This window comes from Paenibacillus sp. MY03 (assembly GCF_002165585.1).
Taxonomy (GTDB): Bacteria; Bacillota; Bacilli; order Paenibacillales; family Paenibacillaceae; genus Pristimantibacillus; species Pristimantibacillus agaridevorans.
Genome location: NZ_MXQD01000035.1, coordinates 75,843 through 90,118, shown reverse-complemented (window position 1 = coordinate 90,118; position 14,276 = coordinate 75,843). Strand labels below are relative to the sequence as shown.

Genomic DNA, 14,276 nt, shown 5'->3' with positions numbered 1-14,276 from the left:
AACACTACGTTTTCCATATTGCTGGAATCAACACAAGCCAATCTGGAAAAAACACAAGTCTTCATAATTGGAATTTGCCTCCAGAAGCTCAAACACGCCACTGCAGCCACTTTCCAAGTTCCAAGTCGGTCCCATCGACGACTAGTTCCTTTACAAAAAAAAGCCCCGAACAGCCCAATAAGGCCGTCCGAAGCTTTTGGTTAGCAGTATGGTCATGCGGTCTAGCGAACGTTAATCCTCGTCCTCGTCATCCGACAACGATTCGCCGCGTTCCTTCGCTTCCAGGTATTCCTGGGTAGCGCGATCGCGTGCACGGCTCTTCTCCTTAAGGCGCTCGATGGCCGGAAGGATCAGAATGTCGATCTCCTTCTGCACCGTATAAGCCAGATCGTAACGGGTCTGCGACTCCAGATAGGAGCCAACCTCGATCAAGGCGTTATAACGATCGAGCTCGTCTCTCGTTAACAAGCCGCGGACTTGTACGCTGCAGTGGCGCATTACAGGAATTTGCCTTTACGCAGGACAAGCGGAATGCCGCCGATAATGAACAGGTAACGAAGGTCGATTGCCTTTTTCAGCCAAGCAGCTACGCGGCCTTTGTATTTCTTGCCGAAAGCGATGCCAATCGCTTCGCCTTTGCCCAGGGATGCAACCGTTCCTTTATTGGAGAACGAGAACGTCTTAAGCGGCTGATTGCGAATGGAAGCTACCAGGTTGTTGGCGCAAATAACGCCTTGCTGCATAGCGATCTGTGCAGTCGGCGGATATGGACGGCCCTCAGGGTTGAACATCAGCGAGTTGTCGCCAACGATATAGACGTTCTCGGAGCCCGGGCTGCGCAGGAATTCATCGACCTTGACGCGTCCGCGCATCGTCTCGAAGCCCGCTTCTTCGATCAAGCGGTTGCCGCGGATGCCGCCGGTCCAGATAACCGTCTGCGACTTGATTTCTTCGCCTTCGCCAACGATAACGCCATCCGGCGAGCATTCTTTGATGGCCGTGCCGATGCGGAATGTAACGCCCTTCTTCGTCAGAACGTCCATCGCATATTCTACCAGCTCCGGATCGAAGCCTGGAAGAGCCGTAGGAGCGGCTTCAACGTTGTAGATCTTGACAAGCGTCGGATCGACGTCGAATTGTTTGCACAGCTCTGGAATACGGTCGGAGAGCTCTCCGATGAACTCGATGCCCGTAAAGCCAGCTCCGCCGACAACGAATGTCAGGTAATCGGTGCGATGCGGCTCGCGCTTGTAACGCGCGAATTGATATTCGATATGTTCGCGGATCAAGCGAACGGAGTTGATGCTGCGGATGTTCATGGCATGTTCGCCCAAGCCAGGGATACCGAAAGTTTCCGGTTCGCCGCCAAGACCGATTACGAGGTAATCGTAAGACAGTGTTCCGTCTTCCAGAATAACCTTTTTGTCTTGCGGACGAATTTGGACGACTGTCGATTTAACGAAGTCGATCTTAAATTCATCGATCAGCTTGGAGATGCTGACGCGCGCGTTTTCCGGATTGTCAGTGCCGGCTGCAGGCATGTGCAGATGCGTCGTGATATAGTGATAATCGTGTTTGTTGACCAGTGTGACGTCGGCTTCATTATAATTCAGCTCTTTTTGCAGACGAAGCGCAGTCAGCACGCCTCCGTAGCCAGCGCCAAGAATTACAATTTTCGGTATGTTGCTCATTGTGGGATCCCATCCATTCGTTTTTTTCTTTTCAATTTAGATAAACTTGTGAAAAATTACACAAACATAATCGAAAAAGTAAGATAACTTTCAGTAGTTTGTGTCCTCATAACCATTATCATGCAAAGGAGCCAAAAACGTTTTTGGAAATTTCGACGGCGTTTGCCGTTTTTCTCCTTAGACCATCTCACATATACATCAGACATATTACAGACTTTTGAACAAAGTTTCAAGGGTATTTTATACGAAAATGTTTAGAACACTGTACAAATGAAAAATCCCTTCTAAAATAATGTTCTTAGCCGATCGTATAATTTGACTCCCGGCCTCGATCTCACAAATTTTATAACTGCAGTAAAGTTATATATATCATACTCTCAGGCAAAGGCTTATAATGATAACCGTAACACTCAATTTACGGAGGTGCAGACAGTTGTCGGAGCAAGTAAATGAAAACGCTGTGGTTGATATTCTCATTATCGGAGGAGGACCTGCGGGGATGTTCGCCGCGTTCTATGGCGGCATGCGCCAGGCATCCGTAAAAATAATCGAAAGCATGCCTCAGCTAGGCGGTCAGCTAGCCGCTCTTTATCCTGAAAAATATATATACGATGTAGCAGGGTTCCCTAAAGTGACTGCACAAGAGCTCGTCGATCGGCTTAAGGAGCAAATCGATCTGTTCAAACCCGAGATATGTTTGGAAGAAAAAGTCGTAGCCGTAGTAAAAAAAGATGAACGTTTATTCGAGGTGACGACGGATCGGACCGTCCATTATGCCAAAGCGGTTATTATTACGGCTGGCGTAGGCGCATTCGAGCCTCGTCGGTTGGATCTTCCGGAAGCGGCCAGGTTCGAGGGCAGGAACCTCCATTACTTTGTAGGGGACTTGCAGCGCTTCAAGGACAAGCGCGTTCTGATCAGCGGTGGCGGAGATTCAGCCGTAGACTGGTCTCTCATGCTGGAGCCGATCGCAAAAAGCGTCACACTCATTCATCGCCGCGACAAATTCCGCGCCCACGAGCACAGCGTGGAGAACTTGATGAACTCCAGCGTAAACGTCGTTACGCCCAAAGAAATTACGGCTTTGCACGGTGAGGATCTCATTACGAAGGTCACGCTCACAGACGTCAAATCGAACGAAACCTCCGATCTCGATGTAGATGCCGTCATCGTCAACTTCGGCTTTGTCTCGTCTCTGGGACCAATCGCAGAATGGGGCATCAACATTCAAGGCGGCTCTATCGTCGTCGATACGCGGATGGAGACGAACATTGCAGGCCTCTTCGCGGCAGGCGATATTACGACCTACCCCGGCAAGCTTAAGCTCATTGCCGTCGGCTTTGGCGAAGCCCCGACCGCCATCAACAACGCAAAGGTATATATCGATCCAAGCGCGAAGCTCTCGCCGGGTCATAGCAGCAATATGAAACTGTAGCTTGGCCCGCGCGGCCAACTTTGGCGCAACATACATTACAAGGTTAAGGGTATCCTAAACTTGGCGATACGGGAGCGCGGTACGGCATCTGCCGTCCGAACGCGAAACGTGTGCGAGGGGCAATTGCTGCCTTTTCGTCCGAGGAGGGTACCCTTATGTTATGTCCGTTATGCAACGGAATTGTCGATACTATACAACTATGTGATATATGCGGAGGCGTGCTTACAGAATGCGGCAGATTAACGGATTGGACAGGACCTTACGAGCCTTACGGTCCACTGTCTGCCGGTCCCGAGACCGGGAGACCTTATGATGCCTCTGGAGATACATGCGTCCATATCGTCTACTGTGAAAGCTGCGGGCATCTTGGCGAGGTCATGGTGGCCGGCTGGCCTGTTGGATGATTGTCATGTCCGGCATGGGAAGTCAGAATTCCCGGGAGATCAGGCCGGCTGTCTGCGATTCGCGTGAGCGGCGATATCCACGCCTCTGCGCTTTACTTCAATAGCAAGCATTCGTATGAAATCGGGCTCCAGCTTATATTCAATAGCGGCAAAATAGGTGTCAATGAGCAGGTCGTCGGATAATAATTCCATCATGAAACCTCCTTTTTTCCATCTCTTCCCTTTACATTTTTTAGTGTAGCATGCGACGAAATTCGGGACAACACGCCTTATTATGCACATAGGGATGTGGATACACTGTTAATGAAGTGTGAATAGATATCATAAAATGAGCAAAATCAGATGGTACAATGTGGATAGAGTTATCCACATCCCAAATAAGCTTCTATTCAATAAAAAACTTTAATCACCTTTTATAGTTCTATTAACGAAACTATTAGCATAGCTGCTCATTTAGACTTGGAAAGACGAGAAAAAGACGGAGCCTCCTCCGTCTTCCCCTTAATGCGGCCTCGTATTGACTTCAAAGATCCATATTTTCCCGTTTCTATCGATCCCGTAATCGAAACCTAATTGCCCGATTCCAGGATACTTCCGCTCCAGCACCCGGGTCGACATAACCGTCAGGGCACGCATCTTTGCTTTTTTGCCCTTCACCTGCGATGCGCCGAGCGAAGCGCGAATGCCTTGTCCGGCAGTCACCATGTCTCCTCCCTGGCTGAGGTTGGTCACGAACAATCCCCGTCTCGCGATACGGCCGACAAGCGAGCGATACTCCCAACCCGAACGAGTCTTCACGTATTTGACACGATAATCGATCGGTCTGCCGTTGACGGTAGCCAGTTGAATGCCCTTTTGAATCAAATAGCTCCTTTTCCCCGTTCGGCTGCCAAGTGCATGGACAAGTCCATCAAACGTCTGGAAACGCTGTGTGCGATCGCGGTACGTATGCGTAAATCCTCCGAGGTCCCTCGTTACCTTGATGACACCGCCTCCGCCGGATCCGACGATCGGCTTGACGACCACCATGCCATGCTGCTGGAGCATGCTCATTAGAGCATAAGGGCTATATTTCCGCGTTGGCGGAATATGCTGCACGAGCGACGGCTCGGCGAGCAGCGCTTCCGTCTTCGCCCACTTGCTTGCGAGCTGCCTGCCTCCATGATTATGAATCATCATTTTTTAAGAGCTCCTTCCCTACTACTCTTTCTCTCTAGTATATGGCAGGAATGTCCTCCTCTCGTGGATGATCGCCTTTAGCAGAAGCCCGAATTCCATAGAGAAAAGCGCCGCGACTGAACGTATCCGTTCCATTCGCGGCGCCTTATTATCATTCCGTTTCGCAGAAATCTACTTGTTTTGCTTGGCTTCCAGCGCGGCCTTCAGCTTATCCGCCAGGCTGTTGCCAAGCGGCGCGCTCTCGCTGTATTGCTCGACGAGCCGCTGCTGCTCCCGCTTGTTTATGCGGCTCCCGTCCTTGTCGCCAAGCATCTCAATGACGTTGCATGGCTTACATTGCGCGTATTTGCCGGCCTTGCCATCGTGAAGCTCCATCTTCTTACGGCATTGCGGGCAGCGCTTGTTGAGCAATACCGGCTCCGAATGTCTGCGGTATCCGCATTCCCGATCCGAACATGCCAACGACTTGCCGCGTTTCCCTTTCACCTCTACCATCGGCTTGCCGCATTCCGGACAGAACGACCCCGTTGCGTTATGAGGCTTGTACTCCTTCGTCTCCCGCTTCACCTCCGCAACCCAGCTTGCGGCCTGCGTGCGGATTCCTGCCATAAACTTCGCGGGATCTCCCTTTCCCTTGGCGATCCGCTCCAGCTCGCTCTCCCATGCCGCCGTCAGCTCGGGACTGCGCAACTGCTCGACGACAAGCTCGATCAGCTGCTTGCCCTTAGCCGTAGGAGCCAACGTGCTGCGGATCCGTTCGATCGTGTCGGTGGAGAGCAGCTTCTCGATAATATCCGCGCGTGTCGCCGGCGTACCCAGCCCGTGCTTCTCCATATGGGTCAGCAAGGACGCTTCCGTATACCGCGCAGGAGGAAGCGTGCGAAGCTCCTTGGCTGCAACGGATTTAAGCGGCAGTGAACCGCCAACGGACAGCGAAGGCAACGTTTGGGAAGGTTGTCGATCGCGAGCGCTCCCGCCATCTCCTTCTTCGCTGTCATCGTCGTCTTGCAGCGGCTCGCTTCCGCCGGCGTATACTTCTTTCCAGCCCGCCGCCTTCTCTATTCGGCCTTTCGCGTGGAAGGACAAGCCACCGGCTACGATCACAACGCTAGTCTCGTCGTAACGGTAGGGCGGGTAGAACAGAGCAATGAACCTGCGCACGATAAGGTCGTAGAGTCGCCGTTCCTCGTTCGTAAGAGCGCCTAACTGCACGTACTGCTCTGTCGGAATGATGGCATGGTGGTCGCTGACCTTGCTGTCGTCCACGATCCGCTTGGTTACCTGCAGCGGAGCTCGCAGCAGCTTGCGCGCTAAAGCCGTGTACGGCCCGGTTGCGACGCTTTCAAGCCGTCCCTTGAGCGTTGCCGTCATATCGCTCGACAGATAACGGGAATCCGTCCGCGGATAGGTAACAAGCTTGTGCGTCTCGTACAGCCTTTGCAGCACGTTCGAAGTCTGCTTGGCCGAGAAGCCCAGCTTTCTGTTCGCGTCGCGCTGCAGCTCAGTCAAGTCGTAGGCCTGCGGATGCGGCTCGGAGCGCTCTGCGGTGCGCATTCTCTCCACCTTCGCCGTTCCCGCCTTTTTGGCCCGTTCGACAACGGCCTCCGCAGCTTCGCGCGTCCATAACCTTCCATCATGGGAATCGCTTTCGCGCCATTGTCCGTTGAAGCTGCCGAAGTTAGCCGATACGGTCCAATACGGCTTCAACTGGAATTCGGCAATTTCCCGTTCGCGCTCCATCATGATCGACAGCGTCGGCGTCTGAACCCGACCCGCGGCAAGCTGCGCGTTGTACTTGGTCGTCAAAGCGCGCGTCATATTAAGGCCAATCAGCCAGTCCGCTTCGGCGCGGCATACCGCCGACGCGTATAACGAGTTATAATCCTTGCCTGGCTTCAGAGCGGCGAAGCCGTCCTTAATCGCCTTGTCCGTCTGCGACGAAATCCACAGCCGCTTAAACGGCTTGCGCCAATGGACGAGCTCCATAATCCAGCGAGCCACCAACTCGCCTTCGCGCCCCGCGTCGGTAGCGATAATCAGTTCATTCAAATCGTTTCTTTTGCACAGATGCGCCACCGTCTTAAATTGATGGGATGTTTCTTTAATGACCTTCAGATTCATCTTGTTCGGCAGCAGCGGCAAGTCCTCCAGATTCCATGTTCGGAACTTGACATCGTATTCTTCCGGCTCGGCCAGCGTAACCAGATGTCCAAGCGCCCATGTCACCACGTATTTCGGTCCCTCGAAGTATCCTTTCTGCTTCCCGCCGCAGCCGAGCACCCGCGCGATTTCCTTCGCTACGCTAGGTTTCTCGGCCAGCACCAACGATTTCATATGTCGCTTCCCCCATCTCTTACTATCATGGTGACAAGATACCACAAGGCACGCCGAAGACGCAACGAAAGTGCAGGAATATCGTTCTCGAGAGCCTATGTCGACAGCTGCCTTGGCATTCTCCGCGCGCCGGATTGGAAGACCCCTCTCGTGCTGTGCTATAGTATTCATCAGCTTCTACTCTACTTTTATTCATTTACCAGATTCGCAAAGGAGCCTGATCACTCATGAAAGCTCGCACTTTGTTTACGATTATCGTCTTTCTCGCGATCTATTCCGCCATTGCCGTCTATATCGGCTGGAACGGCTGGCTGCTCATGTCGGAGCTCACCGGCTGGAGCGCTTGGCCCGCTTACGCAATAGTCGTCGCATTGATCGCGTTCGCGTATATTATCGGACGGCTTGGTCAGTCCACGCCGCTGCGGTTTCTAGCCGAACCCGCCAAAATAATCGGCTCGTACTGGCTCGCCTTGCTGCAATACGGCCTGCTACTGCTGCCGATCACGGACGCAGCCGCTCTGGCGCTAAAGCTCGCGGGAGCGGACAGAAATGTCTATGTCGTCGGCGTAGGCAGCGTCGCCGCTCTCCTGCTGCTGCTCATTCTGGCGGTAGGCACGCGCAACGCGTGGAGCCCCGTCATCAGGCGATACGACATTGCCGTCGAGAAAAGCGCCGGAGACAGAAGCCGATTAACGATCGCCGTCGCGTCCGATCTTCATCTTGGCTCTGTCATCGGACATCGGCACCTAAATCGGCTGATCGCCAAAGTAAACGAGATTAAACCCGACATCATCCTTCTTCCGGGCGATGTGCTGGACGATGATCTGGAGCCGTTCGTAAGAAAAGGAATGGGCGCGACGTTGGGCAAGCTGAAGGCGCCGCTTGGCGTCTACGCCGTTACCGGCAATCACGAATACTTCGGGGGTAAGGTGCCGGAATACGTGAACGAGATGCGTAAAATCGGCGTACATGTCCTTATGGACGAAACGGTGGTCATCGAAGACAGCTTCGTCCTGATCGGACGCAAAGACAAAGCTTCGGAAGGCCGCAGCCGGGAGCGACGCCAATCCATCGCCGAGCTGGTAGAGCCGCTGGATGCCTCCAAGCCGCTCATTCTGCTGGATCATCAGCCGCTGGAACTGGGCGAGGCCGAGGCAAGCGGCATCGATCTCAGCTTATCCGGCCATACCCATCGCGGCCAGATGATGCCTAATCATCTCATCACGCGGAGAATGTTCGAGTTGGACTGGGGCTACAAGCGCAAGGGCAAGCTGCACGCGATCGTATCTTCGGGGTTCGGCTTCTGGGGGCCGCCTGTCCGAACGGGCAGCCGCTCGGAGGTGCTTCATGTCGAGGTCAGCTTCCTAAAAACATCTGCGCAGCGCGGGAGCTGATTCCATTCGTGCTTGTCGTCCATTGTTAGTTCGAAGAGACCGCGGCGGGCAATCGCCGAGACCTCTTGCGGACGACGGCTGTATATTATACATGAGAACCCTCTGCCGACTGGCGAGTACGTGATTTTCGGGATCTCTCCTGACTCCGCATCCATGTACAAGTACGAGGACGAAAGGTAGTCGATCGCAAGTGATCCATCAGTCATCCATAATCGCGGAAACACGATTGCTCGTCATATCCGACATACACGGACACAAGGATGGCTGCCAGAGACTGCTGGAGGCTGCCGCGTACGACCCGCTCGTCGACACGTTATTGCTGTTAGGCGATTATATCGACGCGGATCAGCCCGCAAGCTGGAGCACGCTTGACTTTGTGCAGAAGCTTGTAGAAGGAGGCGCCAAGGCCATTCCGGGCAATCAGGAGCTAAAGCTCGCCTCGATGCTGAGGCGCAGAGGCTCAGCCTATCGCAGATATGCGAATTGGATCGGAAGCTTGCCGCTGTACATTAAACGGCCTCCCTATTTGTTCGTTCATGCAGGCATAAGGCCCGGCCGCACGCTGCGATCTCAGACCGCAAGCGATTTGACGGAAATCCGCGAGGAATTTTATCTTCAGCCGGAAAGTAGGCTGCCAGGCAAATACCGTATCGTATTTGGCCATACGCCAACCTTTAAGCTGGGAGCTCCGTCAGGCCTGCTATGGGCGGATTCGAGAAGGATCGGCATCGATACGGGCGCGAAACACGGCTGTCGTCTGACGCTGCTCGACCTGTCCGGGAGCATCGCTTATTCCTGCCAGACCTTTGGCGGATACGTCAGCGGCAGCGAGGTGCGGATGGAATCCGTAGCCTCGCTGCTCGCGTGAGAAAACCTCTATCGAGGCCTCTCGACGATGATCGACCGCGTTTAAAGGTAGGTTTTATCGCCAATAAGAAAGTCGTTTTCGAGAATCGAAAACTAATACTTTCTTATGTGGTAACAAAACCGGCCCGCCGCCACCCTCAAGGGGAAGCAGCGGGCCGGTTTTCGTTGTCGGCATACCCTTTATTCGGTTGCTTAAACCGCCGTTACCCGAGTCAAGCTGCGCATATAGCTGCCGCTTGCCAGCAAGAAGTACAGCGTCTGCATGACGATATAGGCGCCGATTACGACAAAGGAGTACAACCAATTAGACGAACCCATCATATTGTCGAGCGATTTCATCGCGAATAGCGCGTGCACGATGCCGACGATGCAAGGGACGTAAAACACGATCGCGATTTGGCTGACGACGATGCGCCGAATTTCCTTGCGCGTCATGCCGATGCGCGCCAGTCCCTTATATTGGGACTGATCCTCCTGCAGCTCCGTAAACAGCTTGAAGTAGATCATGCTGCCTGCCGCGATAAAGAACAATAAGCTAATGAACAGACCGATGAACAAGATCAGCGATGTCTCCGCCTTCATGTCGACAAAACGTTCGGAACGCGTGAAGTCCTTTTCGCCCCTCAACGTCTCGGGCACGAGCTCCGACAATTTCGCGACAGTAGGTGCCGCCTTCTCCCAGCGGTCCAGCTCAATGCCATAGAAGACGCGCTGCTCCTCCTCCGGTATGCCGGAGATAAGATCCACGAAACTCAGGTCATCCATGACCATCGTATAGAAATTAGAGTCAATCCAGTTGTTTGCGACGTTGACGTTTGCGGAATCCGCGACCGGCATCTCGAAACGTTCTCCATTCAGTACGCCGACAGCCCTTCCGGGACCTAACGTCGTGCTGAAATTATCGGAATAAAGCAAAGTCAACTTGCCGCTTTCGACCTTAATGGCCGGTTCCCCTTGCTGCTTCGCAAGTTTGTTATAGTCCGTCGCGGATATGATGAAGAGGGATAAATCAGGGCTGGACTCCTCCCAGTTCTCCCATCCGATCTCCCGACTAGAGTTTTCAAAGGTGAGATGGTATTGTTCCAAAGCTAAACCGACCGTCTTCGTTTCTCTCGATATGGAGTAACCATCCGATTTCAAAATCCCGCGAAGCTGCTCCTGATCGATGACCTCCTGCGAATGGAGGCCTTTTTCAACGTAAGCCAGCGAATAAGGCGAGCTTTCCAGCATTTGCTCTCTGCTCTGAATCTGCATAATATAGACGGTTCCCATGGCGGTTAGAATAACGGCGCTCAGTATGGAGACGACGAACAGAATTCGTGCGTTGTCTCTAATCTTGTAGCCGAGCTGGGCAAAGATCAGCATGTTCGTGCGGCCATAGTAGATGCCCTTACGATTTTGAATCCATCCGATAAACAGGACGCTGAGCTGCGTAAACAGAAAGTAGGTGCCAACGACGACCGTCACGAGAATCGGCAGCGACAGCACGACGAACGAATTGGAGTCCATCATGTATGCCATTGCATATCCCGATAGAAGGCAAGCCGCGGCAAGCGCAACGAGCCAGCGCGAGTAGACAAGTCTGCCCTTCGGCTTTCTGGCCGCCTTAAGCATATCAATAATCTCCGTGCGGCCCATCCAAACCACCGTCCAGAGCGAGATCGCAAGGAACAGGGCGAAGAACCCGCCGGCGGTTAACCATACGGCTTTCAGCGGAACGGCGAAGGCGATGCTCTCCTGCATATCCAGCAGCGCCCCAAGAGCCATAAAGAATAGCTTGCTGAACAATACGCCCAGCAGAATGCCCATGCCGATCGCGAGTATCGCGATGACCATGTTTTCGTACACGACGAGCTTGCGCAGCTGCTTCTTTGTCATGCCGAACAGCGAGAATAGACCGAACTCCTGCTTTCTCGTCTTTAGAAACGCCGAATTGGAATAGAGAATGAACATGAACGAAAAGATGATAATCAAGTACAGGCAGAACGTCATGCCGGAACGGACCTTGTCCGCTTGCAAAATATGCCCGCTTACTACATCGGGATGATAGATGAATGCCGCATAAATATAAAAGATCATGACCGAGAATACGCTGCTGAGGAAAAACGCGCCGTACGCTCTCCAATTGCCCTTTACATTGCTAAGCGCGAGCGAACGGAACGTCATCGAAATTCCCTCCCAACACGCTTAAAGCATCCAATATTTGCTGAAAGAACGCCTGACGGTTGCCGCCCTTGCGAATCTCGGAGAAAAGCTTGCCGTCCTTGATAAACACGATCCGCTCGCAATAGCTCGCGGAGAACGGATCATGCGTGACCATGAGCACCGTAGCCTTCAGCTTCTCGTTCATCTCCTTCAGCGCATCCATAACATCCTTTGCCGACTTGGAATCGAGATTGCCCGTCAGCTCGTCCGCCAGCACAAGCGAAGGCTGATGAATGATCGCCCGCGCGATAGCCGCGCGCTGCTTCTGCCCGCCGGACACCTCGTAGGTGCGCTTGTTCAAGATGGAGGAGATGCCCAACATTTCCGCGATCGGGGATAATCGCTGCAAGATGGACGCCGGCTTCATGCCTTCCAGCACTAGCGGCAAAATAATATTTTCCTGAATGGACAACGTATCCAACAGATTGAAGTCCTGAAAGACGAAGCCGAGCTCCCGGCGGCGGAACAGCGCCAGCTTGTTCTCCATGAGCTTTACGGGATTGACGCCGTTAATCTCGATTGTCCCCGAAGTAGGACGGTCGATCGTCGCAAGCAGATTCAATAGCGTCGTCTTGCCGCTCCCCGACGGTCCCATAACGCCTACGAACTCCCCTGCTTCTACCTGGAGATCGATATCCTCCAATGCCTTGTATACGACATTGCCTTTGCTGCTATATATTTTGCCAAGACCTTGCGCTCTTAGTACGCTCATCGCTTTCTTGCTCCTCCTCTAATGCCTCTTATTGATTTCCATACCGTTAGTATAGACCCATACTGGAGGAGCAACCCATCGATTTGCCTTTCAAAATAGTCCCCGCAACCTTACATTGTTGTCACGTTCGAACTCGCCGCATGGTCTCCTTACGCCATCACATGAATGCCGGCCGGCCGGAAAGTCAGTATGACCGTCGTACCCGCTCCCAGCTCCGATCGAATCTTTACGCCATGGCCGAGTTTATCTAGCACCTTTTTCGTCAAATAAAGCCCCATCCCCGTCGACTCGCCCGTCGTCCGTCCGTTCTCTCCGGTAAAGAAGGCGTCGAAGACGCGACTGATATCCTGCGGCGCGATGCCAATGCCCTCGTCGGCTATGGCCAGCTCAGCCTTGCCATCCTCCAGCTCGCGCAGACGGAAGGCAAGCGTCTTCGAGCCCGGTTTATGTTTGCTGTATTTAATAGAGTTGCTCACCAGCTGCTGAAGAACAAAAACCAGCCACTTCTCGTCGGATTCCACCCATAACTCTCCCTCTACCTTGGGATAGATGGAGTGGCGGATGAGCAGCCGCTTGTGATTATTAATCGTCGTCCGTACGAGCTCATGCAGCGGCAGCCTTCGAATATGCGTATCCAGCTCGAACTTGTCCAGCCTGGCCGTATGCAGCATCATCTCCAGCCCTCGCGTCAGCCGCTCCGTCTCCTCCAGCACGCTGGCTGCCATCGCCCGCTGCTCCTCCTCCGTGCTCCAGCCCCGCTCTGCTCCTTCTTGCATGTGCAAGTGAATCACGGAGAGGGGAGTCTTCATATGGTGCACCCATTGGAGGGCAAAATGGTTATGCAGCTCCTGGCTGCGACGGTGCCGGCTAAGCTCGCCAAGGAATGCGCGGTGCTGCTCCTGCAGCAGCTCCATGACAAGTCTCTGTTCGCCCGTGACGCCGGCCGTTACGATCGCGCTGGCCTGCAAGTCGTTCGTACGCGCAAGAGCTTCCTTCACTTGCTTAAGGAAATATCTTTGGCGGTAATAATCCGCCGTGAACCAGGCAATAAGCGCGACGAGGGCCAATAATAGAAAATAATAGACGGTCCCAGGTTCCACCATGCCGGGATATCGTGCCATCTCCAGCATCAACAAAGATACGGCGAGCAGGACAATGACGATTATACATACGATATAGAGCAGCCTGTCCTTTATGAACACCCACAGCATATTTCCTTCGCGCCCGGTAACGTAAGTATCGGAGGATGCTCCGTCATGCCTCATGCCCGTCATCCTCCAGTTGTTCCATCGACAGCTTGTAGCCTTGCCCCCGAACCGTCTCGATGATCTTCGGCAGCCCCAGCTCCTCCAGCTTCTTGCGAAGGCGGGTGACGTTTACGGTCAATGTGTTGTCGTCGACGAACTGCACGTCATCCCATAACGCTTCCAGCAGTTGCTCCCGCGGAATAATATGTCCCGGCTTGCCCAGGAGGCATTCCGCCAGCAGGCACTCGTTTTTCGTCAGTTCGACGCGTTTCTTTCTCCACTCCAGCTCGTTGCGGCTGGGATACAGCTTCAATCCTCCCGCCGAAAGCCCTGCTACGCCGGATACCGCAATGCCGGCATTGACGCCCAATGCCGCCTCGCCTTGAAAGGGACCTGCGTGCTGCTGCGTTGGCGTCGCGTATTCCCCGTAAACCCGCCTGAGCGCGCCTCTCACCTTTGCCATCAACAGTTCCAGCGCGATCGGCTTCGTAATGTAATCGTCCCCGCCGTTCTCGATCGCCATCACCTGATCCATCTCCCCCGCCCGTGCGGAGATAAAGATGATCGGCACGCTGGAGCGCGTCCGAATTTGCCTGCACCAATAATAACCGTCGAAGTACGGCAAGTTAATGTCCAGCAACACTAGCTGGGGACCAAATGCCTCAAGTTGCGGCAGCAGGTCCCTGAAGTCCGTCGCGGCTGAGGCTTCGTAGCCGTATTGCTCCATTCTGCCACTTAGAATAGCAGCAATCTTCTCGTCATCCTCCACGATAAATATTTTGTACACGGCATCCCGGCCTCCTTGCCT

Annotated in this window: 13 protein-coding genes; 4 read left to right on the top strand and 9 right to left on the bottom strand. The window is 53.6% G+C overall.

Features of this window, described 5'->3' with window-relative positions; genetic code table 11:
- Nucleotides 1–231: 231 nt before the first annotated feature.
- Together B1748_RS24455 and B1748_RS24450 are read right to left on the bottom strand one after the other, a co-directional pair.
- A complete protein-coding gene (locus B1748_RS24455) occupies nucleotides 232–498 on the bottom strand; it encodes a hypothetical protein (protein ID WP_087570562.1) in 267 nt (88 codons plus the stop codon).
- Complete coding sequence (locus B1748_RS24450; protein WP_087570561.1) at nucleotides 498–1,691, bottom strand: NAD(P)/FAD-dependent oxidoreductase; 1,194 nt, start codon at nucleotides 1,689–1,691, stop codon at nucleotides 498–500. Before B1748_RS24450 ends, B1748_RS24455 begins: the two co-directional genes overlap by 1 nt.
- A gap of 433 nt (nucleotides 1,692–2,124) precedes the next feature.
- Between B1748_RS24450 and B1748_RS24445 the strand changes: the two genes are divergently transcribed.
- Both B1748_RS24445 and B1748_RS36575 read left to right on the top strand, forming a co-directional pair.
- Complete coding sequence (locus tag B1748_RS24445) at nucleotides 2,125–3,126, top strand: NAD(P)/FAD-dependent oxidoreductase (protein WP_256975899.1); 1,002 nt, start codon at nucleotides 2,125–2,127, stop codon at nucleotides 3,124–3,126.
- A gap of 155 nt (nucleotides 3,127–3,281) precedes the next feature.
- Nucleotides 3,282–3,530 carry a hypothetical protein gene (locus B1748_RS36575; RefSeq protein WP_143810377.1) on the top strand — a complete coding sequence of 83 codons (249 nt, stop codon included), beginning with the start codon at nucleotides 3,282–3,284 and terminating at the stop codon, nucleotides 3,528–3,530.
- 39 nt (nucleotides 3,531–3,569) lie between these two features.
- Here the strand turns inward: B1748_RS36575 and sda are convergent, their stop codons facing one another.
- The 3 genes from sda to B1748_RS24430 all read right to left on the bottom strand — a co-directional run bounded on the left by sda (nucleotide 3,570) and on the right by B1748_RS24430 (nucleotide 7,043).
- Nucleotides 3,570–3,725, bottom strand: a complete 156-nt coding sequence (gene sda / locus B1748_RS24440) for a sporulation histidine kinase inhibitor Sda (protein ID WP_306299342.1) — start codon at nucleotides 3,723–3,725, stop codon at nucleotides 3,570–3,572.
- 306 nt (nucleotides 3,726–4,031) lie between these two features.
- Entirely contained in the window at nucleotides 4,032–4,709 is a 678-nt protein-coding gene (locus B1748_RS24435; RefSeq protein WP_373271301.1) for a YheC/YheD family protein, read from the bottom strand.
- Between the two features lie 171 nt (nucleotides 4,710–4,880).
- On the bottom strand, nucleotides 4,881–7,043 hold the full coding sequence (locus B1748_RS24430) for a DNA topoisomerase III (RefSeq protein ID WP_087570558.1): 2,163 nt from the start codon (nucleotides 7,041–7,043) through the stop codon (nucleotides 4,881–4,883).
- Between the two features lie 227 nt (nucleotides 7,044–7,270).
- Here B1748_RS24430 and B1748_RS24425 point away from each other — a divergent pair, with 227 nt between their 5' ends.
- Together B1748_RS24425 and B1748_RS24420 are read left to right on the top strand one after the other, a co-directional pair.
- On the top strand, nucleotides 7,271–8,437 hold the full coding sequence (locus B1748_RS24425; RefSeq protein WP_087570557.1) for a metallophosphoesterase: 1,167 nt from the start codon (nucleotides 7,271–7,273) through the stop codon (nucleotides 8,435–8,437).
- Nucleotides 8,438–8,627: 190 nt separating this feature from the next.
- Nucleotides 8,628–9,305, top strand: a complete 678-nt coding sequence (locus B1748_RS24420) for a metallophosphoesterase (protein WP_179215800.1) — start codon at nucleotides 8,628–8,630, stop codon at nucleotides 9,303–9,305.
- A gap of 191 nt (nucleotides 9,306–9,496) precedes the next feature.
- Here B1748_RS24420 and B1748_RS24415 read toward each other — a convergent pair whose 3' ends face one another.
- The 4 genes from B1748_RS24415 to B1748_RS24400 form a co-directional block, all read right to left on the bottom strand.
- Nucleotides 9,497–11,470 carry an ABC transporter permease gene (locus tag B1748_RS24415; RefSeq protein WP_087570555.1) on the bottom strand — a complete coding sequence of 658 codons (1,974 nt, stop codon included), beginning with the start codon at nucleotides 11,468–11,470 and terminating at the stop codon, nucleotides 9,497–9,499.
- Nucleotides 11,445–12,221 (bottom strand): ABC transporter ATP-binding protein, encoded by a 777-nt coding sequence (locus B1748_RS24410; protein ID WP_087570554.1) that lies wholly within the window; start codon nucleotides 12,219–12,221, stop codon nucleotides 11,445–11,447. The genes B1748_RS24415 and B1748_RS24410 overlap by 26 nt, the downstream gene beginning before the upstream one ends.
- Nucleotides 12,222–12,370: 149 nt before the next feature.
- Nucleotides 12,371–13,486, bottom strand: a complete 1,116-nt coding sequence (locus B1748_RS24405) for a sensor histidine kinase (RefSeq protein WP_256975898.1) — start codon at nucleotides 13,484–13,486, stop codon at nucleotides 12,371–12,373.
- On the bottom strand, nucleotides 13,476–14,255 hold the full coding sequence (locus tag B1748_RS24400; protein WP_087570592.1) for a response regulator transcription factor: 780 nt from the start codon (nucleotides 14,253–14,255) through the stop codon (nucleotides 13,476–13,478). Before B1748_RS24400 ends, B1748_RS24405 begins: the two co-directional genes overlap by 11 nt.
- Nucleotides 14,256–14,276 lie beyond the last annotated feature (21 nt).

Coding starts and splice junctions, on each gene's coding strand:
- B1748_RS24430 (WP_087570558.1), bottom strand. CDS start 7,043: ATGAAATCGTTGGTGCTGGCCGAGAAACCTAGCGTAGCGAAGGAAATC.
- sda (WP_306299342.1), bottom strand. CDS start 3,725: ATGATGGAATTATTATCCGACGACCTGCTCATTGACACCTATTTTGCC.
- B1748_RS36575 (WP_143810377.1), top strand. CDS start 3,282: ATGTTATGTCCGTTATGCAACGGAATTGTCGATACTATACAACTATGT.
- B1748_RS24410 (WP_087570554.1), bottom strand. CDS start 12,221: ATGAGCGTACTAAGAGCGCAAGGTCTTGGCAAAATATATAGCAGCAAA.
- B1748_RS24425 (WP_087570557.1), top strand. CDS start 7,271: ATGAAAGCTCGCACTTTGTTTACGATTATCGTCTTTCTCGCGATCTAT.
- B1748_RS24415 (WP_087570555.1), bottom strand. CDS start 11,470: ATGACGTTCCGTTCGCTCGCGCTTAGCAATGTAAAGGGCAATTGGAGA.
- B1748_RS24435 (WP_373271301.1), bottom strand. CDS start 4,709: ATGATGATTCATAATCATGGAGGCAGGCAGCTCGCAAGCAAGTGGGCG.
- B1748_RS24450 (WP_087570561.1), bottom strand. CDS start 1,691: ATGAGCAACATACCGAAAATTGTAATTCTTGGCGCTGGCTACGGAGGC.
- B1748_RS24455 (WP_087570562.1), bottom strand. CDS start 498: ATGCGCCACTGCAGCGTACAAGTCCGCGGCTTGTTAACGAGAGACGAG.
- B1748_RS24405 (WP_256975898.1), bottom strand. CDS start 13,486: ATGAGGCATGACGGAGCATCCTCCGATACTTACGTTACCGGGCGCGAA.